The 24515-nt window shown below is 33.1% G+C and carries 27 protein-coding genes; 16 read left to right on the top strand and 11 right to left on the bottom strand.

The window, feature by feature from the left end; genetic code table 11:
- Positions 1-18: 18 nt before the first annotated feature.
- From TD29_RS10135 to TD29_RS10125, 3 genes are all read right to left on the bottom strand, one after another.
- The gene (locus TD29_RS10135) at positions 19-378 is read right to left on the bottom strand and encodes a hypothetical protein (RefSeq protein ID WP_040280455.1); all 360 of its coding nucleotides are present in this window, start codon (positions 376-378) and stop codon (positions 19-21) included.
- Positions 379-469: 91 nt separating this feature from the next.
- Complete coding sequence (locus TD29_RS10130) at positions 470-1132, bottom strand: hypothetical protein (RefSeq protein WP_040280453.1); 663 nt, start codon at positions 1130-1132, stop codon at positions 470-472.
- A 10-nt stretch (positions 1133-1142) separates the two neighbouring features.
- Positions 1143-2021 carry a cell division protein FtsX gene (locus tag TD29_RS10125; RefSeq protein WP_040280451.1) on the bottom strand — a complete coding sequence of 293 codons (879 nt, stop codon included), beginning with the start codon at positions 2019-2021 and terminating at the stop codon, positions 1143-1145.
- A gap of 235 nt (positions 2022-2256) precedes the next feature.
- Between TD29_RS10125 and leuS the strand changes: the two genes are divergently transcribed.
- From leuS to TD29_RS10090, 7 genes are all read left to right on the top strand, one after another.
- Positions 2257-5172, top strand: a complete 2916-nt coding sequence (leuS, locus tag TD29_RS10120; protein WP_040280450.1) for a leucine--tRNA ligase — start codon at positions 2257-2259, stop codon at positions 5170-5172.
- 3 nt (positions 5173-5175) lie between these two features.
- Complete coding sequence (locus TD29_RS10115) at positions 5176-5475, top strand: DUF6370 family protein (protein ID WP_040280448.1); 300 nt, start codon at positions 5176-5178, stop codon at positions 5473-5475.
- Positions 5475-5834, top strand: a complete 360-nt coding sequence (locus tag TD29_RS10110) for a hypothetical protein (protein WP_040280446.1) — start codon at positions 5475-5477, stop codon at positions 5832-5834. Before TD29_RS10115 ends, TD29_RS10110 begins: the two co-directional genes overlap by 1 nt.
- Positions 5831-6199, top strand: a complete 369-nt coding sequence (locus TD29_RS10105) for a hypothetical protein (RefSeq protein ID WP_040280445.1) — start codon at positions 5831-5833, stop codon at positions 6197-6199. The genes TD29_RS10110 and TD29_RS10105 overlap by 4 nt, the downstream gene beginning before the upstream one ends.
- A gap of 241 nt (positions 6200-6440) precedes the next feature.
- Positions 6441-7526: an alanine dehydrogenase gene (ald, locus tag TD29_RS10100; RefSeq protein WP_040280444.1), complete on the top strand. Its 1086-nt coding sequence runs from the start codon at positions 6441-6443 to the stop codon at positions 7524-7526.
- Between the two features lie 99 nt (positions 7527-7625).
- Complete coding sequence (locus TD29_RS10095) at positions 7626-8321, top strand: zinc metallopeptidase (protein WP_040280720.1); 696 nt, start codon at positions 7626-7628, stop codon at positions 8319-8321.
- A 95-nt stretch (positions 8322-8416) separates the two neighbouring features.
- Complete coding sequence (locus TD29_RS10090; RefSeq protein ID WP_040280443.1) at positions 8417-9142, top strand: Bax inhibitor-1/YccA family protein; 726 nt, start codon at positions 8417-8419, stop codon at positions 9140-9142.
- A gap of 70 nt (positions 9143-9212) precedes the next feature.
- Here the strand turns inward: TD29_RS10090 and TD29_RS10085 are convergent, their stop codons facing one another.
- The 3 genes from TD29_RS10085 to TD29_RS10075 form a co-directional block, all read right to left on the bottom strand.
- On the bottom strand, positions 9213-9890 hold the full coding sequence (locus tag TD29_RS10085) for a response regulator transcription factor (protein ID WP_040280441.1): 678 nt from the start codon (positions 9888-9890) through the stop codon (positions 9213-9215).
- On the bottom strand, positions 9880-10686 hold the full coding sequence (locus TD29_RS10080; protein ID WP_040280440.1) for a sensor histidine kinase: 807 nt from the start codon (positions 10684-10686) through the stop codon (positions 9880-9882). The genes TD29_RS10085 and TD29_RS10080 overlap by 11 nt, the downstream gene beginning before the upstream one ends.
- Before the next feature lie 617 nt (positions 10687-11303).
- Positions 11304-11720: a hypothetical protein gene (locus TD29_RS10075; RefSeq protein ID WP_040280439.1), complete on the bottom strand. Its 417-nt coding sequence runs from the start codon at positions 11718-11720 to the stop codon at positions 11304-11306.
- A gap of 179 nt (positions 11721-11899) precedes the next feature.
- Here TD29_RS10075 and TD29_RS10070 point away from each other — a divergent pair, with 179 nt between their 5' ends.
- From TD29_RS10070 to TD29_RS17930, 4 genes are all read left to right on the top strand, one after another.
- Positions 11900-12448, top strand: coding sequence for a phage tail protein (locus TD29_RS10070; RefSeq protein ID WP_040280438.1), 549 nt, complete (start codon positions 11900-11902; stop codon positions 12446-12448).
- 48 nt (positions 12449-12496) lie between these two features.
- Positions 12497-13048 (top strand): phage tail protein, encoded by a 552-nt coding sequence (locus tag TD29_RS10065; protein WP_040280437.1) that lies wholly within the window; start codon positions 12497-12499, stop codon positions 13046-13048.
- Positions 13049-13139: 91 nt separating this feature from the next.
- Positions 13140-14111, top strand: coding sequence for a T9SS type A sorting domain-containing protein (locus TD29_RS10060; protein ID WP_040280435.1), 972 nt, complete (start codon positions 13140-13142; stop codon positions 14109-14111).
- Between the two features lie 111 nt (positions 14112-14222).
- The gene (locus tag TD29_RS17930; protein WP_052467073.1) at positions 14223-15230 is read left to right on the top strand and encodes a T9SS type A sorting domain-containing protein; all 1008 of its coding nucleotides are present in this window, start codon (positions 14223-14225) and stop codon (positions 15228-15230) included.
- A gap of 69 nt (positions 15231-15299) precedes the next feature.
- Here TD29_RS17930 and TD29_RS10050 read toward each other — a convergent pair whose 3' ends face one another.
- Together TD29_RS10050 and TD29_RS10045 are read right to left on the bottom strand one after the other, a co-directional pair.
- Positions 15300-15770 (bottom strand): Lrp/AsnC ligand binding domain-containing protein, encoded by a 471-nt coding sequence (locus TD29_RS10050; protein WP_040280434.1) that lies wholly within the window; start codon positions 15768-15770, stop codon positions 15300-15302.
- A gap of 43 nt (positions 15771-15813) precedes the next feature.
- Complete coding sequence (locus TD29_RS10045; protein WP_040280433.1) at positions 15814-17178, bottom strand: saccharopine dehydrogenase family protein; 1365 nt, start codon at positions 17176-17178, stop codon at positions 15814-15816.
- Between the two features lie 79 nt (positions 17179-17257).
- Between TD29_RS10045 and TD29_RS10040 the strand changes: the two genes are divergently transcribed.
- Positions 17258-17653 carry a DUF423 domain-containing protein gene (locus TD29_RS10040; protein ID WP_040280432.1) on the top strand — a complete coding sequence of 132 codons (396 nt, stop codon included), beginning with the start codon at positions 17258-17260 and terminating at the stop codon, positions 17651-17653.
- Between the two features lie 60 nt (positions 17654-17713).
- On the top strand, positions 17714-19330 hold the full coding sequence (pckA, locus tag TD29_RS10035) for a phosphoenolpyruvate carboxykinase (ATP) (protein ID WP_040280430.1): 1617 nt from the start codon (positions 17714-17716) through the stop codon (positions 19328-19330).
- Between the two features lie 72 nt (positions 19331-19402).
- Here the strand turns inward: pckA and TD29_RS10030 are convergent, their stop codons facing one another.
- A complete protein-coding gene (locus tag TD29_RS10030) occupies positions 19403-20155 on the bottom strand; it encodes a uroporphyrinogen-III synthase (RefSeq protein ID WP_040280428.1) in 753 nt (250 codons plus the stop codon).
- A gap of 15 nt (positions 20156-20170) precedes the next feature.
- Positions 20171-20824: a DUF4271 domain-containing protein gene (locus tag TD29_RS10025; RefSeq protein WP_040280426.1), complete on the bottom strand. Its 654-nt coding sequence runs from the start codon at positions 20822-20824 to the stop codon at positions 20171-20173.
- Positions 20825-20987: 163 nt separating this feature from the next.
- On the opposite strand from TD29_RS10025, the gene TD29_RS10020 reads away from it, so the two are divergent.
- The 3 genes from TD29_RS10020 to TD29_RS10010 are packed head-to-tail and all read left to right on the top strand — an operon-like array spanning position 20988 to position 23474.
- Positions 20988-21713 (top strand): polyprenol monophosphomannose synthase, encoded by a 726-nt coding sequence (locus TD29_RS10020; RefSeq protein ID WP_040280425.1) that lies wholly within the window; start codon positions 20988-20990, stop codon positions 21711-21713.
- 1 nt (position 21714) lies between these two features.
- Complete coding sequence (locus tag TD29_RS10015; RefSeq protein WP_040280424.1) at positions 21715-23061, top strand: dihydroorotase; 1347 nt, start codon at positions 21715-21717, stop codon at positions 23059-23061.
- Positions 23058-23474, top strand: coding sequence for a DUF4296 domain-containing protein (locus TD29_RS10010; protein ID WP_052467072.1), 417 nt, complete (start codon positions 23058-23060; stop codon positions 23472-23474). Before TD29_RS10015 ends, TD29_RS10010 begins: the two co-directional genes overlap by 4 nt.
- A gap of 12 nt (positions 23475-23486) precedes the next feature.
- Here TD29_RS10010 and TD29_RS10005 read toward each other — a convergent pair whose 3' ends face one another.
- Complete coding sequence (locus tag TD29_RS10005; RefSeq protein WP_040280423.1) at positions 23487-24503, bottom strand: NAD-dependent epimerase/dehydratase family protein; 1017 nt, start codon at positions 24501-24503, stop codon at positions 23487-23489.
- Positions 24504-24515: the final 12 nt, after the last annotated feature.

The raw sequence follows: 24515 nt of genomic DNA, 5'->3' as shown, positions 1-24515 counted from the left end.
TTAATCCTCTATGTTATTTTATATAGAGGAAAATTCTGTAAAAATAATCTCATCATCAACTGCTAATTGCGCAATATGTTTTGAGGTACCATAAATTAATATTGGTAGGTGCAAAGTAACAGTTTTATTTAAAACTTTTACGTTAAGAGAATCTAAATTTAATCCGTACTCAATCCCTCTATTGATGTAAAAGGAGTGTGTCTCATCAACATGAAAGACGATATCATAGGTGGACCCTTCAGTTATTTTGGTGATTTGAGCTGTTACAATATCACATTCTTCTAATTTTGGGTTTTGAATACCACAGGAAAAAAGTGATACACAAATAATAAAAATAATGCTTAGTGCTAGAGCAAGATAAAGTTTTCGCTTTGTCATGACCAGGTTATTGGTTGATTACAACCATAACGAAGAAAATCATAAAATATTGCCTTATGTTGTGGAATCTTTAAGACATAAATATGTTTGCTTATGATGCTTTTTTCTTCGATTTTCCGTCGTAAAATGAAATGCCGTTTACAAGGTGTTCGAGCTCTTTAAGTTGCTCATCTGTATTGTAAGAAATGATTATAGAGAGGCTAAAACCATTAATAACTGTAGTCATGTATTGTTGGTTAAAAAAAGCTCCCATATAATTGCCGCTAACATTCATGATATCAAATGTTTGGTTGTCAATAGTTTTTGTTGTAAAGGTCTCTTCAAACTCATAATCAATCATAGTTTGAGACATTATTTTTTTTGCTTCTATTAAATAATCACTCCCACGTTGAACATGAGGTGCTAGCTTCGTGTTTTCGGCAACTATGGCTATGGAGTAATTGTAAGCTTCCTCAAATCCAGGTTTGTATTTAAAAGCTGTAAATAGGTTTGCATTATTAATTTCAGAGGCTTTAACAGCTTGTTTGGTACTTTCGTTGGTCAGTAATTCTGTGCCAGATTTTGATAAAGCATCCATTTGATCTCGAGATTGAACGTCCCAATCTGTATTAAACGGAATGGTCATTTTAAAGAAATCGTTCGTGTAAATGCCGTTTTCTATGCTTCCGTAGTCAAAATCTTCTGGCATTTTTTGTTCGGTGTTACAAGTAAAAAATGACGTTACTACAACAAATAGTATGAGTTTTTTAATCATAGAAAGTGATTTAGTAATACAGTTGATCGGTTTTTAAATTCAAGAAGCGTTGCGTTGCAATAAACGTACTAATCCAAGTGATGAGAATTCCAAGTAAGAAAATGCCACCAAATAAAACACCAATAAGTATTGGGTTTTGTAGGAGCTCTAATTCTGGAAAATTAATATCCAAATAATACAAAACGATTCCCATGCCAATTAATGCTACAATAGCTCCAATAATGCCTAATTGAATACTTTTAGAAACAAAAGGTCTTCTAATAAAGCGTTTAGTTGCTCCAACCATTTGCATGGTTTTAATAATAAATCGTTTGGAGTAAACGGCTAATCTAATTGAGCTATTAATTAACAACACAGCAATTAATGTAAAAATAGCACTCAAAATAAGCACCCAAAACGTGATTTTTTTAACATTATCATTCATGATTTCAACCAAATCATTATCGTATTTGATATCTTCAATAAAGGCTTTGTTTGATAACTCGGTAGTGATGCCATCTAGAGTTTCATTAGTAACAAAATCGGCTTTAAGGTAAACATCAATCGAGTTTTGTAATGGGTTTGTTCCTAGAAACTCCATAAAATCTTCACCAAGATCAGACTTTACAATTTGAGCAGCTTCTTCTTTAGACACATATTTGGCTTCTTTGGTATAATCTGCCATGGCTAAACTTTTTTGAAGCTGGTTAACTTCAACCTCTTTTGCAGAGTCATTTAAATAGATAGTCACAACCACCTGTTCTCTAAAATGATCTGCCAATTTTTTAGCGTTTAAAACCAATAACCCTAAACATCCCAATAAAAATAGTACCAAAGCAATACTAATTACTACAGAAAAATAAGATGAAATTAACTTTCGTTTTTGATATTGGTCAAAAGATGATGCCATAAAATGTATAGATTAATGCTGTAAAAATATAAAAGAATAAGAACAAATACTTCAAAAGATTTAAGTCTTTTGTTTTCAATTTATTTGTCTTTCTATTGTTAACGAGAATTGCTTTAAAAATAGTATAATTTTTAAGAACCTCAAGACGTGAAATTTAAATATACAATTACATGACTTAAACTTTTAAATGTGTTGTATTACCTTTAAATTTGCGGTCTAAACTTGCAATTATATCATGAGTTATCATTTTAATGAGATTGAAGCCAAATGGCAAAAATATTGGGCAGACAACCAAACATTTAAAGCTGCAAATAACAGTAAAAAGCCTAAATATTATGTATTAGATATGTTCCCTTACCCAAGTGGTGCAGGACTACACGTTGGTCATCCCTTAGGTTATATTGCAAGTGATATTTATGCACGTTATAAACGTCATAAAGGCTTTAATGTGTTGCATCCTCAAGGGTATGATAGTTTTGGTTTGCCTGCAGAGCAATACGCTATTCAAACAGGTCAACATCCAGCAATTACAACAGAAACCAATATAAAAACATACCGTCGTCAATTAGATCAAATCGGTTTTTCATTTGATTGGAGTAGAGAGGTGCGTACATCAAATCCAGAGTATTACAAATGGACACAATGGATTTTTATTCAGCTTTTCGAATCTTGGTATAATAATGATACCAACCAAGCAGAAGCTATCGAGACCTTAATTTTAAAGTTTTCTTCGGAAGGTAATGCGCACATCAACGCAGCTTGTGACGATGATATAACTATGTTTTCTTCGGAAGAATGGAATGGGTTTTCTTCTAAAGAACAACAAGACATCTTATTACAATACAGATTAGCCTATTTAGCCGAAACAGAAGTTAACTGGTGCCCAACACTAGGAACCGTTTTAGCAAATGATGAAATTGTAAATGGTGTGTCTGAGCGTGGAGGACATCCTGTAATGCGTAAAAAAATGACACAATGGAGTATGAGAATTTCTGCTTATGCCGAGCGCTTACTTCAAGGATTAGACACGATTGATTGGACAGATTCCTTAAAGGAAAGTCAGCGTAACTGGATTGGAAAATCGGTTGGTGCTTCTGTGACTTTTAAGGTAAAAATGACGAGTGAGATGCTGAAGCAAGTTCAGCATGACGACAATGAGGAATGTCATTCAGAGCAAAGCGAAGAATCTCATCAAATTGAGGTTTTCACAACACGTCCTGATACCATCTTCGGAGTGTCATTCATGACCTTAGCACCAGAGCACGAACTCGTCTCAAAAATTACAACACCAGATCAAAAAGAAGCAGTTGAAGCCTACATCACAGCTACAGCAAAACGTAGTGAACGTGATCGTATGGCAGATGTAAAAACCATTTCGGGAGCATTTACAGGTGCTTATGCAGAGCATCCATTTACAAAAGAGCCTATTCCAATCTGGATTGGTGATTACGTATTAGCTGGTTATGGTACAGGAGCAGTTATGTCTGTACCATGTGGAGATCAACGCGATTATGATTTTGCCAAGCACTTTAATATCCAAATTCCTAACATATTTGAAGGCGTAGATATTTCCGAAGAAGCATTTGCATCTAAAGACAATGTAAAAATTTCAAACAGTGATTTTCTTAACGGTTTAAACTATAAAAAAGCAAGTAAAACGGCTATTTACGAATTAGAAAAACTAGGTCAAGGTGTCGGTAAAACTAATTACAGATTGCGTGATGCTGTCTTTTCTAGACAACGATATTGGGGAGAACCATTCCCAGTGTATTATGTAAACGGTGCACCACAAATGATTGCTAAAGAGCACTTACCAATACGTTTGCCAGAAGTAGAAAAATATTTACCAACCGAAACAGGAGAGCCACCTTTAGGTCGTGCCGATGTTTGGGCTTGGGACACAAAAAATAACAAAGTAGTCTCCAACGACCTATGTCATTCAGAGCGCAGCGAAGAATCTCATAATGGAGTTTACCCTCTAGAGCTCAACACAATGCCTGGTTGGGCAGGAAGCTCATGGTATTTCTTTAGATATATGGAAGAAGCTGCCAATAGAGGCGAAGACTTTGCCAGTGAAGAGGCGCTTAACTATTGGGAAAACGTCGATTTATACATTGGAGGTAGCGAGCATGCCACAGGACATTTACTCTACTCACGTTTTTGGGTGAAGTTTATGAAAGATCGTGGTTTTGTAAATGTAGAAGAGCCTTTTAAAAAGTTAATTAATCAAGGGATGATACTTGGAACTAGTGCTTTTGTTTATAGACAAGATGGTACGAATACTTATATTTCAGAAGGATTAATTAAAGATAAAAATGTAGTCGCTATTCATGTAAAAGTTCAGTACGTTAATGCTTCAGATGAATTAGATATCGAAGGATTAAAGCAAGATGGAGAATTTGGTGAAGACTTTAAGGATGCCGAATTTATTTTAGAAGATGGCGTATATAAAGTAGGTCGCGAAGTCGAAAAAATGTCTAAATCTAAATATAACGTCGTAAATCCTGATGCCATTTGTGAGCAATATGGAGCAGACAGTTTACGTTTATACGAAATGTTTCTTGGTCCTTTAGAACAAGCAAAGCCTTGGAATACTGCAGGAATCACTGGTGTTCATGGTTTTCTTAAAAAACTTTGGAAACTCTATATTGATGACAACGGTTTAAAAGTTAATGACGCAGAGCCAACAGCAGATAACTTGAAAACGCTTCATAAAACCATCAAAAAAGTAGAAGATGATATCGAGAATTTCTCGTTCAACACATCGGTTTCAACTTTTATGATTGCTGTTAATGAGTTTACGGCTCAAAAATGTACGAGTAAAGCTATTCTAGAACCATTTTTAATTCTATTATCGCCTTACGCACCTCATATTGCTGAAGAATTATGGCATAAACTTGGAAATGCAACCTCTATCTCAACAGCAACATTCCCTGAGTTTGAAGGCAAATATTTAGTAGAAAGCAGTAAAAATTATCCAATTTCATTTAACGGTAAAATGCGTTTTACACTTGAGTTACCTATGGATATGAGTAAAGATGATATTGAAAAAACGGTTATGGCTCATGAAAAAACCATAGCGCAGTTAGACGGTCGTACACCCAAAAAAGTGATTGTGGTTCCTGGTAAAATTGTGAATATAGTGGGTTAAATTATGAGAAAAGTAATACTTGTTTTTGTTCTAGTTTTAAGCGCAGCTTGCTCTTCTTCGGAAACTCAAACGGTTCAATTGTCTTGCGGTCAATGTCAATTTGGTCTCACAACCCAAAAGGGATGCGATCTAGCCGTTAAAATTGACGATAAAGCCTATTTTGTTGATGGTGCGCATATTGATGATTTTGGTGATGCTCATGATAAACATACTGGTTTTTGTGAAGTTATTAGAACTGCTGAGGTGTCTGGAGAAGTGATTGATGATCGTTTTAAAGTAAACACCATAACACTTAAAGACTAATGCTTTTACATCTCAAAAAATATGATAAGGTTCTTCTTGTGTTTTTTGGAGCAGCACTAATTGGTTCTTTTTTAATTTGGACTTTTGAGGAGCGTTTTGATCAAAATGATTGGCAAACGAAACCAGAAAAGCGATATCAAATGGCAGATCATATCATTAATAGCAATATGCTTGTTGGTAAATCTAGAGAAGATATCATCCAATTATTAGGTTTGCCATATAAATCTAATCTCTACGATAAAGATAATATAGCATATCGATTAGGAAGGCCACCAAGTTTTTCTGAATCTAAACGCACCATCTTAATAGTTGATTTTAAATATGATAGTGTTGCTAAAGTAATACAAGATTTTGAATGAAGCGTCTTATACCAGGAAAATACGATATTGTTGTCTTGTTTTTTTTCGTAATATTCTCCCTTGGCGCTCTTTATTCTTGGGTGTTTGAAGAGCAATTTAATGCAAAAGAATGGCATGCTCGTCCGTCAAAACGTTATAAAATTGTAGATGATTTTATTAATGACGAGATATTTATCGGGAAATCTAAAGCCGATATTATTAAAATTTTAGGCACACCTGTTGATCCTTTAATTTCTAAAAAAGACCTTTTAAATTATAAAATTGGTACACCTCCAAGCTTTAAGGAGCTTAAGCGAGAAGAGCTCATTATAATCTTTGAAAACGATGTTGCTACCGAAGCCTTTCGGGTAAGAATGGAAGAGTAATTTTATACCCTTAAATGAGTTTAAGTTCGAAGCTATTTTAAAAACAAATCACCTGCTTTTTTAGACCAATTTTACAAGGTTCCAATTTCAGAATCGTCAAAAAAATGAATTTCAAATTTCGTTTTCATAAAATACATAAAGTCAAATTTCAATATTCTCAAAAATATATTTTGATCTACATTTAAGTCGTAAGAACCCAAGTTTTCAAAGTAAATTTAGGATAAATGTAACACGACAAATTATGGTTATTGGGATTCCTAAAGAAATTAAAAATAATGAAAGCAGAGTAGGTATGACGCCTTCAGGTGTTTATGAACTCACAAAAAACAATCATACAGTTTATGTGCAATCTATGGCTGGTTTTGGTAGTGGGTTTTCAGATAAAGATTATCGAGACGTTGATGCCACAATTGTAGATACAATTGAAGATGTGTACGCTAAAAGTGATATGATCATTAAGGTTAAAGAGCCTATTGCTTATGAATATCCTTTGATAAAATCTCATCAAATAGTATTTACTTATTTTCATTTTGCTTCTTCGGAAGCATTAACCATGGCAATGATGAAAAGCAATGCTATTTGTATTGCTTATGAAACTGTAGAAGATCATGATGGCAGTTTGCCATTGCTTACACCAATGTCTGAAGTTGCAGGACGTATGGCTATACAACAAGGTGCAAAATATTTAGAAAAACCCATAAAAGGACGTGGTATTTTATTAGGAGGTGTTCCTGGTGTTGCTCCAGGAAAAGTTTTAATTCTAGGTGCTGGTGTTGTTGGAGTGCAAGCTGCTAAAATGGCTGCAGGTTTGGGAGCACATGTGACGATTATGGATGTTAATATGAAACGTCTTAGGTATGTTAATGATATTATGCCAAGTCATGTAATTACAGAGTTTTCAAGCGAATATAATATTAGAAAGCATATACAAACTCATGATTTAGTTATTGGAGGTGTTCTTTTAAAAGGTGCAAAAGCTCCAAAATTGATTACAAAAGATATGTTGAAATTAATGCGTCCAGGAACTGTTGTGGTTGATGTGGCAGTAGATCAAGGTGGCTGTTTTGAAACAACAAAGCCTACTACTCATCAAGATCCTACGTATATTATCAATGATGTTGTACATTACTGCGTTGCAAATATGCCAGGCGCAGTTCCTTATACATCTACAATTGCCTTGACAAATGTGACCTTGCCTTACGTTTTAAAATTAGCAAATAAAGGTTGGAAAAAAGCCTGTAAAGATGATGTTGTTTTAGCCAAAGGTATCAATATCCTCAATGGAGAAATTGTTTGTGAAGGTATTGCAGAGGCTTTTAATTGGTAATAAAAAGTTAAATACAACTGACAAATTTTCTGATATCCAAAATGGCTTGCTTTTTGCTATCTTTAGCATAACAATTTAAGTCAAAAAAATATGAATGGAATGATAGGATATTACATACTAATTGGTGCTATAGCATTGGTGAGCTCGTTAGTAAGTGGTCAATTAAAACGAAAATTTGCAAAATACTCTAAAATACAATTGCGCAATGGGCTAAGCGGACGAGAAATTGCAGAGAAAATGTTAGCCGATAATGGAATTACCGATGTAGAGGTGATATCGGTTGCTGGGCAATTAACAGATCATTACAATCCAAAAAATAAAACGGTAAACTTAAGTGAAGTGGTTTATAATCAACGAAATGCAGCTGCAGCAGCAGTTGCAGCACATGAAGTTGGTCACGCTGTACAACACGCACAAGCTTATAGTGCTTTAGGTATGCGCTCTGCATTGGTGCCAATCGTAAGTGTTACTTCAGGAATGTCGCAATGGCTTGTTATTGGTGGTTTGCTTCTTGGAGCTGCTGCAGGTGTGGGATTAGGCTATTGGGTCTCGGTTGCCGGATTAGTGTTCATGGGATTTGCTACGTTGTTTAGTTTTATCACACTACCAGTAGAGTACGATGCTAGTAATAGAGCTTTAGCTTGGTTAAAAAATAAAAACATGGTGACTCCAGAAGAATATGCAGGTTCTGAGGATGCACTAAAATGGGCAGCAAGAACTTATTTAGTAGCTGCAATTGGAGCTTTAGCATCACTTTTATATTGGGCTATGCAAGTATTTGGTGGACGCGATTAATGCTTCCGAAGAAAAAAGAATAAACCGAATGACGTTTTTTATGCGTGGTTCGGTTTTGTTTTAGTATTTTGTTAGAGCTAAATTATTTTAAACTTATGGAAAATTTAAATCAAGATCGTTTCGGTATAAACGATGATAAAATGGTACTTAGCAGACTTGCAGTATCAGATCGTACGGCATTTTATAAAAAGACCTATGCACATGTTGCTGGAGGTGTTCTCGTGTTTATTTTGTTTGAGTGGTTGCTCTTACAAAGCGAAACTATTGTCAATTTTGCAATGTCAATGACGCAAGGTTGGCGTTGGTTAATCCTGCTTGGCGGTTTTATGTTTATTACCAATTATGCCGAAGGTATGGCTCTTAAAACAAAAGATAAGAATAAGCAATACTTAGCCTACGGACTTTATATTTTGGCAGAAGCTTTCATTTTTGTGCCTTTAATTTATATCGCTGCAAATTTTATGGATTCTGGACCAGAAATATTAAACCAAGCAGCCATTGTAACCTTATCATTATTTACAGGATTAACAGCAGTAGTCTTTGTCACTAAAAAAGATTTTTCTTTTCTAAAAACAGGATTAACCATTGGTTTTTTTATCGCTTTAGGATTAATTATCGCTGGTTCATTGTTTGGTTTTAACTTAGGGCTTTGGTTCTCTGTTGGGATGTGCTTATTAGCAGGAGGATCCATTTTATATCAAACGTCTAACTTAATTCATAAATATACCGAAGATGACTACATACCTGCCTCATTAGGTCTATTTGCATCATTAATGCTCCTTTTTTGGTATGTATTACAGATTTTTATGTCTAGAGATTAGTTTTCTGCGGAAATATTATAAACAACATACATCGTTAAAAGCATTCTAAAATAGGATGCTTTTTTTATACTTAGAATTCTTCTTCTAGATTTACTATTTTATTCTGAATGGCATACACGACTAAGCCAGCTAGGTTTTTAGATTCGGTTTTTAACAATAAGTTATTACGATGACCATCTACGGTTCTTGGGCTAATGAAGAGTTTTTCTCCAATTTCATTAGTTGTAAATTGTTGGCAAATAAGCTCTAATACTTCCTTTTCACGTTTGGTGAAATAGGTCGTGTCAAAGTTTGATTTTTTAGCTTGATCATTCGTGTTTAACAGTCCTTCATGAATAAATTTCATCACTTGTGTGTCATAATAAAACCCCTTATCTGCTACTTCATTAATGGTGGTTAACATTAATTTAGGTGTGCTATTTTTTGCTAAATATGCAACAGCACCAATAGAAATCATATTAATAATAAATGGTTTACTAAAGTAACTTGTTAAAGCTATAATTTTAATGTCAGGAAATTCTTTCCGAATTAATTTGGTAGTTTCTACACCATTAAGTCCTGGCATTTTTAAATCTGTGATAACAATTTCTGGTATCTGTTTTGTAGCTCTTAATTGAGCCATGAGGTCATTACCATCTTCGGCATCAAAAATAATTTCTAGATTTTTTTCCTTACTTAAAATAGACATAAGTCCTTGTCTAAATAGTAATTCGTCATCTGCAATTGCAAGGGTAATTTTAGTATCCATAAGAGTGAAAATTAATGGTAAATGTGCTGCCTTCATTTTTAGAGCTCTCAACAAAAAGCTGTCCATTTAAAATGGCAACTCTACTCTTAATGTTTTGTAATCCTATTCCTGTCTTTTTTTTGTATTCATTGATATCAAATCCTACACCATTATCTTTAAAAACGAGCTCAAATCCTTCTTTGTTTTTTTTCAATTCCATTTGTAAGCAATCTGCTTTGCCGTGTCTTAAGGCATTATTTATAAGTTCTTGTGCTATTCTAAAAACATGTAATTCATTGCTTTTTTCTAATTGCTCTAGGGTTTCAATATGATGTTTTATTTTAATAGAAGTATTAGATGTAAATTCATCAAACAATTCTTCTAAAGCGACTTTTAATCCAAATTTATCTAAAATAGGAGGCATTAGCTCATGAGCAATTTTACGAGCACTTTCTAAAGTACGTGTTGTAATATCTAAAATATGGTTGAGTGCATCTTTCTGTTCAGTATTCATGGAGTCATCGTCTAATAATACATTGGTAGTTAAACTCACAACGTTTAATTTAGAACTAATAGCATCATGTAAATCCTGTGCGATACGATTGCGTTCCTTTTCTTGAACTTTAATGGTGGTTTGTAGTATCTTTTTTTGGTGGTCTAGTTTAATGTTAACTTTCTCAACTTCCTTTTCAATTATTTTTTTTCTTGAGTAATAGAAAAACAAAATCAATCCTAGTGTAACTAACACTAAAAAAATGATGCTATACGCTAAGGCTCCTATGATTTCACTTTGAGAGGCCAGATGCTTGTCTTCCATTCTGCTAAAATTAATAATAAATAAATAACATATAATACTTTATTAATAAACCATATATAAACACCAGTCTCTTTGTCTATTGATGTATGTAAATAGTTGCCAAGTATAAAGATTAAAGTACTAGACGTTATATATATAAGAACACCAGCGTTTACAAACATATATTCTCCTTTTTTGCTTAATGAATTATATAAGTGAACAATTGAATAAATAACCAATGGAAATGAGGTTATAAATATTTCAAAAAGATTGAAACGTTCTATTAAGTTTATATTGTTATAGTATTGTAGCGCTAATATGCTAAGGACTATTACTAAAATTGAAGTCACTACTTTTTTTTGAAATGAATTAAAAAGTGTTCTATAAAACAAGGATAAAAATACAAACTGAAATATAAAGTATAAATGTGCTAAGTGTAAATTGTTTGTTTTGTAATGTGCTAAATAGGAGCTGCTAATCATTATGATTACTCCAAAAAACAAATACAAAAAAAGATATAAAAGAGTTACATTCCTTTTGTTTGATATGTAACTCTTAGTATATAAAAAGGCATTTGTAATAATTAAGATTAATCCTAAGTATTGAAAAAAGTTATCAATCTTATTCATTTAATATATTTATTTCGAATACTCAATCGCAATTTTATGGTAAAGTTTACTGTGTTCATCGCAGTTGTTAGGACAAGGTTTTGTGAAATCATAAACTAAGCTTTCACCACCTGGTGTTTCTACGATGTCTTTATATTTTTTACCATCAGTAGTTGTGGTGCCAACTAATAAAAGATGGTCTTCTGCTGGTGAGCTGTCATCAGTTCCCATATAAGCTCTAATGTTTAAGTCGAAATCGCCTGTAGACGCTTGAATTTTCCCAGAACTATCAATTGTAAATTTTGCACCCAATTCATTTAAACATGCAAGTATATCACCCATTGGGATTAAAAATGCTTTAGCATGACTTTTATTGTTTTGTTGCCAATTATTTGTCCAAGTAATGGCATCAGCTAAGGGTCTTGTTTGTGGTGTTGTTGCACTCATAATTTCTAATTTAAATTGATTAATATACCCTAAAACTACTCAAATAGATTTAATTAAAAAGCCACAATTATAAAAATAGGTATTTCTACCTGATTTTTCATTGTAGTGCTTTTGCGCTAAAATATTTATAACATTCTATTGAAATTTGACATAATTATTAACCAATTAAATTATAGATTATGAATCCATACATGGCTCAAATTATCATGTTTGCTGGCAATTTTGCTCCTAGAGGTTGGGCATTTTGCAATGGTCAATTATTAAACATTAATAGCTACTCTGCATTATTCTCACTTATTGGAACTACTTATGGTGGAGATGGAAGGACAACATTTGCCTTACCAGATTTAAGAGGTAGAACACCTAAAGGTATTGGACTTGGAGCAGGACTTCAAAATGTGACTTGGGGAGAAAGAGGAGGTAAAGAAAATACGATTTTAACTGTAGCCAATATGCCATCACATAGTCATGATGGTAGCGGTTTAAGTGTGTCATTAGCATGTAATGAAGATGATGGTGATAGTAATGAGCCTTCTGGTAATAATTTTGGTATTGCAGGCTCAGGGTCACCATATAACTCGTCATCTAATGATGCTACTTTTGGAGGAGCAACCATCTCTGGTAGTACAGCTAACCAAGGAAATGGTCAATCACTTGACATACAAAACCCTTTTTTAGGTATTAATTACATTATAGCGCTTCAGGGTGTTTTTCCTCCAAGAAGCTAAATTATAACAAATTAAAAATTATTAATCAACTTTTAAAAATATAATATTATGGATGATGCATATATAGGAACAGTAATGATGTTTGGAGGTAATTTTGCTCCAAGAAATTGGGCATTTTGTAACGGACAATTACTGCCAATCTCAACTAATTCGGCTTTGTTTTCAATTCTAGGAACCACTTATGGAGGAGATGGTAGAACTACCTTTGCCTTACCAGATTTAAGAGGGCGTGTGCCAAAGCATCCTGGAAATGGACCAGGACTTCAACCTGTGACTTTAGGAGAGAGAGCAGGACGAGAGCATGTAACACTTACTACAGGTCAATTGCCATCTCATAGCCACGATGGTAGTACATTAGCAGCTACGTTATCATGTAATGAAGATGATGGAGATAATAATGAGCCATCTGGAAATAATTTTGGTATTGCAGAATCTGGTAAACCCTATAACTCGTCTAATAATGATGCAACATTTGGAAGTGGCTCAGTATCAGGAAATACAGGCTTGCAAGGCGGCAACCAACCCTTTGATATTCAAAACCCGTTTTTAGGGACAAACTATATTATTTGTATGATGGGGCTTTATCCGCCAAGAAGCTAAACCTGTTATTCATCGAAAATCATTTAAAAACCTAAAGTACTGAATATGAATTTAGTACTTTGGGCTTCTATATTAATTAACAACAAAAAATATGAAAAAACAACTACTTTTATTTACTTTTTTAGTATCAGCCATGACCTACGCTCAAGTTGGTAATGGTTTTGAGAATTTAACCGGTATTACCTTTGACGGTGGAGTTTGTAGGTATTATGATGCAGATAATACTACAACTCATGAACTACAAAATTATACAGCACCTTGTGGTGTGATTTTTGTTAAAGAAGATAGTTCTGGAAGCACGCTAGGATATAGCATTGTTTTAGATCCAAGTACCCCAAACGGACCAAATGGTTTTACAGATGGAGATGCCTTTGGAGTTGCTTCATCTATTCATCTTATTAATGATTTCGATATATCAGCACCTGAAGGGTCACAAGCTTTTGTAATGGAAGATCCAGATGGTACTGTAACTATGAGTTTTGATGTTGTAGATTTAGGAGGTACAGGCAACCCGCAATTTAGTATGCAATATCTTTTAGAATCTACAAGTTGGGAAGCTTCTGACTTCTTAAAAATCACAATTGAATTTACAGATTGCGCTAGTCCAACTTTAACACTTCTTGATACGTCTGGTTTTGATATTAACAATCTTGGAATAGAAGATACTTGGAATACATTAAGTGCTGATTTAACTGCATACGTAGACTGTAACGCACAATTAATAATAGAATTTTCGTCAAACTCAGCTGCAGAAGAACTCGGTCTTGATGCGATTGCATTCTCGTCTGGGATGACCTTATCAAATGAAAACCTTAACGTTAATGAGGCTACTTCAGTAGTTCCAAATCCATCTAATGGTATGGTAACTATTAAAAATACAGTTGTAGCTCTAACGCAAATTACGCTTACTGATATTAACGGACGTCATGTTGCAAATTATGACTTAAACCGAATCACTCAAGACCAGCAATTAGATTTAAGCAGTGTAGTGACAACAGGTTTATATTTCATGATAATTTCTTCGGAAAATGGCTCAACGGTAAAAAAGATAATTATAAAATAAATATATAAATACCAACCACTTTTAAAACATATATAAGTTTTAAAAGTGGTATTTTCAAAACTAACTAATTGATTTATAGCACTATTAATTAATCCAAAACATTTAGTTATTATGAAAACAAAATTACTTTTTACAATTTGTTTGATGAGTGTAATGCTGAGCATACAACAAGCTCAAGCCCAAACTATTTTGGCACCAGGAGATATTGCGATAATATGGTATCAAGCTGACACTCCAGATTCTTTTGCATTTACAACATTTGTAGATCTAGAAGCAGGCACCGAAATCATGTTTACAGACTGTGGAGCTGTGCCTACAGGTACATTTGATCCTGCAGGCTGTGGAGAAGGAGCAATTGTGTACACTGTGCCAGCTGGCGGACTAGAATTAGGAGAGATTATTACTCATAACGATTTGGCGCCAACAGCAGATTTTGTAGATTATTCAGGAGACTCTATCATCCTTGGTACTTCTGGTGTATCACTTTCAACAGGAGGTGATTCAATTACAGTATTTCAAGGAACAGGCGAGAGTCCATCATTTATTTTTATGTTAAGCGGTTCTTCTACCACATTTTCTGGAGATGATAGTGAAAGTACAACTCAAACCAATTTGTTTAATGGTTTAATTGATACAGGTTTACCAAGAACAGCTGTAGCGGTAGGTTCTGGCCCTGAGCCTTCTCAAGAATTTGATAATGCTGTTTACAGTGGTTCTTATACATTTGCAACTGTACAAGACGCTAAAGTTGCACTTACTGATCCTGCTAATTATGTTGGAGCAAATATTACTACTGAGGAACCTTATAATGCTTTAGTAGCTGGAATACCCGAAAAACTTTTTATATCAACGCTATCTACCAATACATTTGATATTGGTAATAAACTATCAATGTATCCAAATCCATCAAATGGTATTATTACCATTAAAAATGCAGGTGTTGTATTGGATAAGGTTGTGATATCAGATCTAAACGGTCGTCAAATTCAAGCGTTTGATCTCAACGGAATGACGCAGGATAAAGATTTAGATTTGCGATCTGTTGTGTCTTCTGGGATGTATTTTGTTACAATTTCTTCGGAAAGTGCTTCTACAGTTAAAAAGATCATTATAAATTAATTATAACGGTAAGTAAAAGAAAAAGCTCCTTAATTACATAAGGAGCTTTTTCAATTTTAGTGATTTATTTTAAATTTTAATTTGTCGCTCAATTTGTTGATCTAAGGAGATAAAGGTTTCTGTTCTAGAAACTCCTGTTATGGATTGGATATCTCTATTTAAAACATGCATTAAATGTTCATTATCTTTACATAATATTTTACAAAAAATACTCCAATTACCTGTGGTGTAATGACATTCTAAAACTTCAGGGATTTTTTTTAGTTGTTTTACAGCTTCAGGATTGCTAATAGCTTTATCTAAAAAAATTCCAATAAAAGCCATAGTTGTATAGCCTAAAACTTTAGGGTTAATTACAAATTTTGAACCTGATATCAATCCAGATTTTTCTAGCTTTCGTAATCTTTGGTGAATAGCTGCTCCAGAAATACCTACACCTCTTGCTATTTCTAGTATAGGTGTCCTGGCATCTTCCATAAGAGCCCGAAGAATTTTTTTATCGATGCCGTCAATTTGTATGTTGTGATTTACTATTTTCATGATATAGACTTAGTATTGAGCGTGGCACATTTCTGAAGAAAAACTATATATTTAAAGGGTTATAACCTAAATAAGGTACTTCTTTCTCGGTAAATTTAATGCCGTAGTCTTCCAACTCATTTAAAATAGGTTCGTAAACTTCTTTTTGTATTGGAATTTGAACTCCAGGAGTAGTAATTTTTTCATTTAAAATGGCCATTGTCGCTATAGCCACAGGTAATCCCACGGTTTTTGCCATAGCTGTATATGTTTGGTCTTCGCCTATAGTAACCATGGTTGAATCTATTTGATACATTTTACCATTGAGCTCATAACCAAATTTATGATACATGACAATCATGTCTTTATCATGCTCTTCTAAGGTCCAGCTGTCCATTAATATTTTTTGAAGAATTTGTGCTGGCGACGCATTTTTGAGATCTACCATTTTGTCTTTATTAAAGAGATCTAGTTCTTCTAATTTGTCCCATACAATATCATCTTGATCTATTTTTAAGGCAAGCCTAAATTTAAGTTCTACAGAGTCTGTTGGGCTATAAGGTAAAAATGAATTAACATAATCGCGATAGCTCATATTTTCGCTATCTTCTATAGTGTAACTGTCATCGGTCATCCCTAATTGTACAAACATATTCCATGCACGACTAAAACCAACACGACGAATTGTACCTCGATATAAGGTTTTTATAGAGTCTAAACTGTAAACAGATTGATATTTTAGTGAGTCTCTGTTTGCGTATGCTTCAAAACGACCGTAACCTTCAATTTCTAAGAATTCTGTTCGTCTAAATAATCTATTATAAGGAATATATTTATAGGAATCTTCTTGAAGAAATTTTGCTGCACTACCTTGACCTGCAACAACAACATTTCTTGGGTTCCATGTGAATTTGTAGTTCCATAGGTTGTTATCACTCTCTGGAGCAACTAGTCCGCCTGTAAACGATTCAAAAAGTACCATTTTGCCACCTTTTTCTCGAATATAATCAATTACTTTCATGGCACTCATATGGTCAATGCCAGGATCTACACCTATCTCGTTCATAAACACGAGACCTTTATCGGTTACAGTTTTGTTTAGTTTTTGCATGTCTTCACTAACATATGAAGCTGTTACCATGTTTTTGCCAAGCGCAACACAATCTTTTGCAACTTCTAAATGAAATCTAGCTGGTAGCATAGATACGACGATATCTGCGTTTTCAATTGCTGCTTGTCGTGAAGACTTATCAAAAACATCTAATGTAATAGCATTGGCATTTTCATGGTCTCCAATGAGTTTTTTGGCATTACTAATATTAATATCTCCAACAATAATATGGAGTTCTTCTTGTATAGATTTATCTAATAAATATTTGATGAGGTATGAAGTTGATTTTCCTGAACCAATGACTAAAATCTTTCGCATAATGGGTTGAGTTGAGTAAATTTGTAATTACGAAATTACTAAATACAAAGGGTTATAAAAACCTAAATCTAATTTATCTATGAACAAAAAAATTCTCGTTTTAGGAAGCGTATTAGGTATTATAGCGATAATTCTTGGAGCTTTTGGAGCTCATGGGTTGAAATCGTTAGTGTCTTCAGAGTCTATACAAACGTTTGAAACAGGTGTGCGATATCAAATGTACCATGCAATATTATTGCTGTTTGTTGGTGGTTTTTCCTCGATGTCTTATAAGTCTAAAACCTTGATTTTCTTTTTGGTTTTGATAGGTGTAGTGTTCTTTTCGGGTTCTATATATGGGTTATCAACAAATGAACTCACTAATTTTGATTTTAAAAGTATTGGTTTTATCACTCCAATAGGAGGATTATTGTTAATATTTGCTTGGATTGTATTGTTAATAGGCTTTTTGAAAATAGATAGGGATAAATCTTAAAATAAGTACGCTACTTTAAAATATTGTTTAATTTTGTAGTCTAAACAACATAAACAAATTATGGTAGACCATACAAAAAATACGAAAACGATTGCGTTAGAAACTTATGGCATTAAAAATGCTAAAGTCAACTATCAATTATCTCCTGATGAACTTCATAGAACAACTATTGAAAAGGGTCAAGGTGTAGAGTCATCTTCTGGTGCTTTAGCAGTAAACACTGGTGAATTTACTGGACGTTCTCCACAGGATAGATTTATTGTTAAAGATGATATAACAAAAGATCGCGTTTGGTGGGGAGATATTAATATTCCTTTCGAATCTGATAAATTTCAAAAGTTATATGATAAGGTTACAGACTACCTATCAAATAAAGAGCTTTTTGTAAGAGATAGTTATGCTTGTGCTGACGAAAATTATAAGTTAAAAATTCGTGTTATTAACGAATATCCATGGAGTAACATGTTTGCTTATAATATGTTTTTACGCCCTACGGAAGAAGAATTAAACGATTTTTCGCCAGAATGGACTATTGTTAACGCACCTGGATTTATGGCAGACGCTGAAGTTGATGGAACAAGACAGCATAATTTTGCCATTTTAGATTTTACACGTAAAATCGCTTTAATAGGTGGTACAGGTTATACGGGAGAAATTAAAAAGGGAATTTTCTCTGCTCTTAATTTTATACTTCCTGTCTTTAAAAATACATTGCCAATGCACTGTAGTGCAAATGTTGGTAAAGATGGTGATACTGCGATCTTTTTTGGGTTATCTGGTACAGGTAAAACGACATTGTCTACAGATCCAAATAGAAGTTTGATTGGTGATGATGAGCATGGTTGGACTAAAGAAAATACTGTGTTTAATTTTGAAGGTGGCTGTTATGCCAAAGTGATTAATTTATCACAAGAGCAAGAACCAGAAATTTTTGATGCGATTAAAAAAGGAGCTATTCTCGAAAATGTCATTATGGATGATAATGGAGATGTGCAATTTGAAGATACATCGATTACCCAAAATACAAGAGTAAGTTATCCAATTTATCATATTGATAATATTAGAAAACCATCAATAGGAGAAAATCCTAAAAATATTTTCTTTTTAACGGCAGATGCCTTTGGTGTATTGCCTCCAATATCAAAATTAACACCTAACCAGTCTGCATATCATTTTATTTCTGGATATACTGCTAAAGTAGCAGGAACAGAAGCTGGTGTTGTAGAGCCTGTACCAAGTTTTTCAGCTTGTTTTGGCGCGCCTTTTATGCCATTACATCCTGCGAAGTATGCCGAAATGTTAAGCAAAAAGATGAAAGAGTCTGGAGTTAATGTTTGGCTTGTTAATACGGGTTGGACTGGAGGACCTTATGGTGTTGGTACACGTATGAAATTAAAATATACTCGTGCCATGATTAATGCAGTGCTTAATGGAGACTTGGGAGCTTATACTTATGAAGATTACCATATTCACTCAGTGTTTGGAGTAGCACAACCAAGATCTTGTCCTGGTGTACCAAAAGAAGTGTTAAGCCCAAGAACAACATGGAATGATGACGAAGCTTACTATAAAACAGCTTTTAAACTATCTAATGCATTTAGAGAGAACTTCAAGAAATTTCAAGATGACACAAATGAAGATATACGACGTGGCGGACCACAACGTTATGCGCATTAAAAGCCTTCATTAGAAAACATAAAAAAAGCGATTTCAAATTTGAAATCGCTTTTTTTATACTTTAATCTATTCTTATTTACCTTTATTAACTAAGTCAATATACTTTTTTAAAGCCATTGTCATAGATGGTGTCTCAGGAGTAGGAGCCGCTATATCAACTCTCAAGCCATGAGATTCTACGGCTTTGATAGTCGTATTTCCAAACACAGCTATACGTGTTTCGTTTTGTTTAAACTCAGGGAAGTTATGAAATAGAGATTCAATTCCTGATGGACTAAAGAATACTAAAATATCATAGTACACATTAGCAAGATCAGATAAATCACTAATCACAGTTTTATAAAAAACAGACTGTTTCCATTTAACACCTAAACCATCTAAAATTTCAGGTACTTCAGGTTTTAATTTATCTGTAGTTGGGAGTAAAAAAGATTCATCCTTATACTTTTTAATCAAAGGAGATAAATCTGAGAAGGTACGCTTGCCAACATATATTTTACGTTTTCTATAAACTACATATTTTTGAAGATAGTAAGCAACAGCTTCAGATTGACAAAAATACTTCATTGAATCAGGCACTTTAAAACGCATTTCATCAGCCACTCTAAAAAAGTGGTCTACAGAGTTTCTACTCGTAAGAATTATGGCAGTATAATTTGCTAGATCAATTTTTTGTTGTCTTATATCTTTAGCATCGACTCCTTCAACATGGATAAATGGTCTGAAATCAATTTTTACTTTTTGCTTTTCTTGAAGATCAAAGTAAGGCGAATTTTCTATTTTAGGCTCTGGTTGAGATACTAAAATCGTTTTCACTTTCGTCATATTACTTAAAGTGTTTTAAGCGTTGAAATCTTTAATTAACTTATATAAAATCAGATAGGGTCCAATTTCAAGTGCGCAAAGATACAAAATAAAATAGAATATGTTGTTTAATAGTAATTTTTGATGATTCTTAAATGAAGAAGCAAATCCAATTAGATTAATTAAAATTAACAACCCTATAATTACATAGACTATTGTTTTAGTAGGTTCTATGGTATAAATTAAGATACAATTAATAGGAAATAATAAGAATCCTGAATAATTTTTAAAAGTCGTTTTTTGAAATAAATAAGAATCAATAAGTTCATCAATATCAAAAAGACTAGCTATCAAACGTTCTAATAATATCTTTATTAAGAATAAAACTCCAATTCCAAAAAGTAATTTAAAAAATTGATTCACATTAAATTCTGAAGGATGAACTAAAGTGGTATAGCTAATAAATGAGAAAATAGAGACTGATAACATGCCATTAAAAAAGAATAACGCATCAAATCCATCTATGAATTTTTGGTCTCTTGCATATATTTTTAAATATTTTGAATTACCAATAACGGCTAAAAAATCTTTAAATCTATGAGCAAATAAAAATTTAGATACAGTAATACACCCTAAGCCTAATACTAGAAAAATAGTAAACCAATCATTAGAAATTACGTCTCTAAGCATACTACAAAATTATGAAGAATATTTGATGAATGTAAACGTTATTTCATTCAACTAATTTTCATTACGCTAAGATTAACATTGTTTATGATTTTTACAGCAAGTTTTAAATGATAAATCACTTATTTTTGTCGGTAACTAACACGATAAGCTTGAATAATATTCTATGAGAGATGCAATTGTCATCATACCAACTTACAATGAAATAGAAAACATTGAAGCAATTTTAAGAGCAGTCTTCACACTGGAGAAGAACTTTGACGTTCTAGTTGTAGATGATAATTCACCAGATGGCACTGCTACTCAAGTGAAAGCATTGCAAAAGGAATATAATACAAGATTACATATATTAAATAGACCTAAAAAAACGGGATTAGGAACTGCGTATATTGAAGGTTTTAAATGGTGTTTGTCTAAAGATTATACCTATATTATTGAAATGGATGCTGATTTCTCTCATAATCCGAGTGATTTAACACGTTTATACAATGCTTGTGTGAGCGAATGTGCAGATATGTCTATTGGATCGCGTTATATTAATAATAGAGTTAATGTGGTTAATTGGGATATGAAACGCTTACTCATGTCTTATTTTGCTTCTAAGTACGTGAAGTTAATCACAAGAATGAAGATTGATGATACTACAGCAGGATTTGTGTGTTATCACAGACGTGTTTTAGAAACTATTGATCTCGAAAAAATAAAATTTGTTGGTTATGCTTTTCAAATTGAAATGAAATTCAATGCGCATTTGAAAAAATTTAAGATTGTAGAAGTACCAATTGTTTTTACCGATAGAAAAAAAGGAAAATCCAAAATGAGTGGAGGCATTATTTCTGAAGCCATATTTGGAGTAATTAATATGAAATTTAAAAGTTTATTTAGAACATAAGATGCAAAACAAAACCATACTTATTAAAAATGCTAAAATCGTAAACGAGGGATCGGTTACAGAAGGCGATATTTTAATTGAAGGTGACTATATTAAAGAAGTTTCAAATTCTATTAGCGCAAAATCTGCCGATGTTATTGTTGTAGATGCAGAAGGTAATTATGTGTTTCCTGGTGTTATTGATGATCAAGTTCATTTTAGAGAACCTGGATTAACACACAAAGGAAATATTGAGTCTGAGTCTAGGGCAGCGATAGCAGGTGGAATTACATCGTTTATAGAAATGCCAAATACCAATCCTCAAACGACAACCGTAGAAAAATTAGAGGAGAAATTTGAAATCGCTTCAAAAACATCATATGCCAACTATTCATTTATGTTTGGTGGGACTAATGATAATTTAGCTGAAATATTAAAAGTAGATCCTAAATCTGTTGCAGGATTAAAATTGTTTTTAGGCTCATCTACAGGGAATATGCTCGTTGATGACCCACAAGTTATTGAGAAAATATTTAGCAGTACAGATATGGTTATTTCTGTACATTGTGAGGATGAAGCAACGATTAGAAAAAATTTACAAGCACATATTGATGAGTTTGGAGAAGATATACCTATAGAAAAACACCCTATAATCAGGAGTGAAGAAGCATGTTACTTATCATCATCTAAAGCCATCGAGCTTGCTAAAAAAACTGGAGCTAGATTACATGTGTTTCATTTATCTACAGGTAAGGAAACTAAACTTTTCAGTAATAAAATACCTTTAAAAGATAAAAAAATTACAGCAGAGGTATGCATTCACCATCTTTGGTTTAGCGATGAAGATTATAAGAAAAAAGGCACACATATAAAATGGAATCCAGCTGTGAAAACAGCTCAAGATAGAGATCTTCTTTGGAAAGCACTTCTAGACGATAGAATAGATGTTATAGCTACAGATCACGCTCCTCATACCTTAGATGAAAAAAACAATGTATACACTAAAGCGCCTTCTGGAGGGCCTTTAGTGCAACATGCTTTGGTTGCAATGATAGAAATGTTTCATAAAGAAAAAATTTCACTACCTAAGATAGCTCAAAAAATGGCTCATAATCCTGCCATATTATTTCAAGTAGAAAAGCGTGGCTATATTAAACCAGGTTACTTTGCAGATTTGGTAATTGTTGATATCAATAACCCATGGACAGTCAATAAAGATAATATTTTATACAAATGTGGCTGGTCTCCATTTGAAGGCACAACATTCAAATCTAGAATAACACACACCTTTTTAAATGGGACCTTAGTATATAATAATTTCAAGGTTTTAGATGTAAAAGCAGGAAAACGATTAACGTTTAATAGATGAGACCTTTTCTAGTCTTTTTAATAATGATTTTGGCTTTTGGTTGTTCTTCTCAAGTACAACCAAAAGAGCCAGATCATCTTATTTCTAAAGATAAAATGGTAGATATTCTATATGATGTGTTAATTCTTAATGCAGCCAAAGGAACAAGTAAAGCGAGTCTCGAAAACCAAGGGGTTTATCCCGAAAACTATATTTATAAAAAGTATCATATTGATAGTTTACAATTTGCTACAAGTCATTCATATTATAGTTATCATATAGAAGACTATGAAATTATCATGTCTAAATTAGAACAGAAATATAATTTAGATAAAGAGATGTTTGAGTCTAATATTAGTAAAGAAAATTTAAGTCAACAAAAAAAGAAAGACTCTTTACGTATGTCAAAAAAGGCCTTTAACAACAAGAATTAAACGTAGTTTCAATTATTTAATATCTTCTAAATAGTATGTTGAAACTTGAGCTATAGACTCATCTATAGCTGTAAAATTAAAATCTAAATCTTCTTTTAATTTTGAATTATCAAAAACTGTTTTGCTAGAAATTGAATGCACCATTTGTTTAGATAATTTACGACGTTTACCAAATAGGGTATGACTCAACCAATCTAATCGCCATGCTATTGCCAATAACATTGGAGTTGCCGCTTTTCTAGGAGGTTTTACTTGTAGCGCTTTTGCTACCTTATCTAGAAAGGTTCTTAATGGTAAATTTTCAGCAATTAAAATATAACGTTCATTCTTTAAGTCGCTGTCCATTAATGCTATCATGCTATCAACAACATCCCAAACGTCAACATAAGCCGATGTGCCTTTTGGGAAATATCGTAATCCGTTATGAATTTGCCTAAACAAACTGCCACTTCCATTACCTTTCCAAAAACCAGGACCTAATATAATTCCAGGATTTACTATTACGGCATCTAAACCTTCTTGAGTCCCACGCCAAACTTCCATTTCTGCGCCATATTTTGTAATAGCATAAACACTATTGTCGGCTTCTGGGTTCCATTCAGTTTTTTCGGTAATTAAAGTGTCTTCATGTGGTTCTTGACCAATAGCTGCAATAGAACTTATGTAACATAGTTTTTTTATGTGATTTGAAATGCAAAGGTTAACAATGTTGGCGGTACCTTTAATATTAATTTTTCGAAGCTCTTGGTATTTATTTGGTTCAAAACTTATAAACGCAGCGCAGTGATAGACGTGTGTGATACTTGTAAATGCAGCTTCTAATGAAGGGATATCATTAATATTAGCCTCAATCCATTCAATTTTATTATACAGTGTTTCCGCTTCATCCGTATAATAGGCAAATACTTTTTTTACGAATTCTAGCTTATGAGGTCTTCTATACATTGCTCTAACAGAAGCACCATTACTCACTAATTTATACAATAAATGAGAGCCAACTAAACCTGTACCACCTGTAACTAAAATCATAAAAACAAAAAT

Origin of the sequence: Psychroserpens damuponensis (genome assembly GCF_000826655.1) — a bacterium.
GTDB lineage: Bacteria > Bacteroidota > Bacteroidia > Flavobacteriales > Flavobacteriaceae > Psychroserpens > Psychroserpens damuponensis.
This window is presented reverse-complemented; position numbering and strand designations above follow the sequence as displayed.

Coding starts and splice junctions, on each gene's coding strand:
- TD29_RS10135 (WP_040280455.1), bottom strand. CDS start 378: ATGACAAAGCGAAAACTTTATCTTGCTCTAGCACTAAGCATTATTTTT.
- TD29_RS10130 (WP_040280453.1), bottom strand. CDS start 1,132: ATGATTAAAAAACTCATACTATTTGTTGTAGTAACGTCATTTTTTACT.
- TD29_RS10125 (WP_040280451.1), bottom strand. CDS start 2,021: ATGGCATCATCTTTTGACCAATATCAAAAACGAAAGTTAATTTCATCT.
- leuS (WP_040280450.1), top strand. CDS start 2,257: ATGAGTTATCATTTTAATGAGATTGAAGCCAAATGGCAAAAATATTGG.
- TD29_RS10115 (WP_040280448.1), top strand. CDS start 5,176: ATGAGAAAAGTAATACTTGTTTTTGTTCTAGTTTTAAGCGCAGCTTGC.
- TD29_RS10110 (WP_040280446.1), top strand. CDS start 5,475: ATGCTTTTACATCTCAAAAAATATGATAAGGTTCTTCTTGTGTTTTTT.
- TD29_RS10105 (WP_040280445.1), top strand. CDS start 5,831: ATGAAGCGTCTTATACCAGGAAAATACGATATTGTTGTCTTGTTTTTT.
- ald (WP_040280444.1), top strand. CDS start 6,441: ATGGTTATTGGGATTCCTAAAGAAATTAAAAATAATGAAAGCAGAGTA.
- TD29_RS10095 (WP_040280720.1), top strand. CDS start 7,626: ATGATAGGATATTACATACTAATTGGTGCTATAGCATTGGTGAGCTCG.
- TD29_RS10090 (WP_040280443.1), top strand. CDS start 8,417: ATGGAAAATTTAAATCAAGATCGTTTCGGTATAAACGATGATAAAATG.
- TD29_RS10085 (WP_040280441.1), bottom strand. CDS start 9,890: ATGGATACTAAAATTACCCTTGCAATTGCAGATGACGAATTACTATTT.
- TD29_RS10080 (WP_040280440.1), bottom strand. CDS start 10,686: ATGGAAGACAAGCATCTGGCCTCTCAAAGTGAAATCATAGGAGCCTTA.
- TD29_RS10075 (WP_040280439.1), bottom strand. CDS start 11,720: ATGAGTGCAACAACACCACAAACAAGACCCTTAGCTGATGCCATTACT.
- TD29_RS10070 (WP_040280438.1), top strand. CDS start 11,900: ATGAATCCATACATGGCTCAAATTATCATGTTTGCTGGCAATTTTGCT.
- TD29_RS10065 (WP_040280437.1), top strand. CDS start 12,497: ATGGATGATGCATATATAGGAACAGTAATGATGTTTGGAGGTAATTTT.
- TD29_RS10060 (WP_040280435.1), top strand. CDS start 13,140: ATGAAAAAACAACTACTTTTATTTACTTTTTTAGTATCAGCCATGACC.
- TD29_RS17930 (WP_052467073.1), top strand. CDS start 14,223: ATGAAAACAAAATTACTTTTTACAATTTGTTTGATGAGTGTAATGCTG.
- TD29_RS10050 (WP_040280434.1), bottom strand. CDS start 15,770: ATGAAAATAGTAAATCACAACATACAAATTGACGGCATCGATAAAAAA.
- TD29_RS10045 (WP_040280433.1), bottom strand. CDS start 17,178: ATGCGAAAGATTTTAGTCATTGGTTCAGGAAAATCAACTTCATACCTC.
- TD29_RS10040 (WP_040280432.1), top strand. CDS start 17,258: ATGAACAAAAAAATTCTCGTTTTAGGAAGCGTATTAGGTATTATAGCG.
- pckA (WP_040280430.1), top strand. CDS start 17,714: ATGGTAGACCATACAAAAAATACGAAAACGATTGCGTTAGAAACTTAT.
- TD29_RS10030 (WP_040280428.1), bottom strand. CDS start 20,155: ATGACGAAAGTGAAAACGATTTTAGTATCTCAACCAGAGCCTAAAATA.
- TD29_RS10025 (WP_040280426.1), bottom strand. CDS start 20,824: ATGCTTAGAGACGTAATTTCTAATGATTGGTTTACTATTTTTCTAGTA.
- TD29_RS10020 (WP_040280425.1), top strand. CDS start 20,988: ATGAGAGATGCAATTGTCATCATACCAACTTACAATGAAATAGAAAAC.
- TD29_RS10015 (WP_040280424.1), top strand. CDS start 21,715: ATGCAAAACAAAACCATACTTATTAAAAATGCTAAAATCGTAAACGAG.
- TD29_RS10010 (WP_052467072.1), top strand. CDS start 23,058: ATGAGACCTTTTCTAGTCTTTTTAATAATGATTTTGGCTTTTGGTTGT.
- TD29_RS10005 (WP_040280423.1), bottom strand. CDS start 24,503: ATGATTTTAGTTACAGGTGGTACAGGTTTAGTTGGCTCTCATTTATTG.